The following is a 529-nucleotide window of genomic DNA, read 5'->3' as shown; positions in this document are numbered from 1 at the left end:
AGATGGCCTTCAAGGTCTATGAAGCGTTCGGGAACAAGACGCAGATGGAGGCTGTCCACGCGCAGGCCGAGGAAGCACGCCGGAAGCTGGCTTCGCTGGGGGTAGGCAAGGTCCAATATGAAGCAGGGAAGGATCTAAGCGGCTATTTCAAGCAGCCGGCTGTTAAGGCCTGCGATTATGATCCGTCGATCACGGCGGAGAGTGTACCGCTCATACATAACGAAGAATATCTCCTGCTGCTGCGACTGGCGATGGAGAAGAGTGCCGCTGGGAACTATGCGCGAAGCCAGCTGGAGTCGAAGCGGGAGGAGATCGAAGCTGCGGAACGTCAGTTGGCACTGAATAGCAATTCAGGAGTGAAGAAGTACAACTTTGAGGAGTACAGCAAAACACTTATAGGAAACACATGGGTACTCAGTAAAAATGGCATAACAGACCAGGAGGCGGCGCAAGCATCCATAGCGTATCAGGAAGCCATTAGGAATGGAGAAATCAAATCTAATCTGGATAATGTGCCCGTTGATATCAT

General features: G+C 51.8%; 1 pseudogene. It reads left to right on the top strand.

Annotation, left to right across the window (positions count from 1 at the left end):
• Positions 1-529, top strand: a pseudogene (locus tag QW71_RS41120) (hypothetical protein); the annotation flags it as partial.

It is taken from the genome of Paenibacillus sp. IHB B 3415, from assembly GCF_000802655.2.
Taxonomy (GTDB): domain Bacteria; phylum Bacillota; class Bacilli; order Paenibacillales; family Paenibacillaceae; genus Paenibacillus_AQ; species Paenibacillus_AQ phytohabitans.
This window is presented reverse-complemented; position numbering and strand designations above follow the sequence as displayed.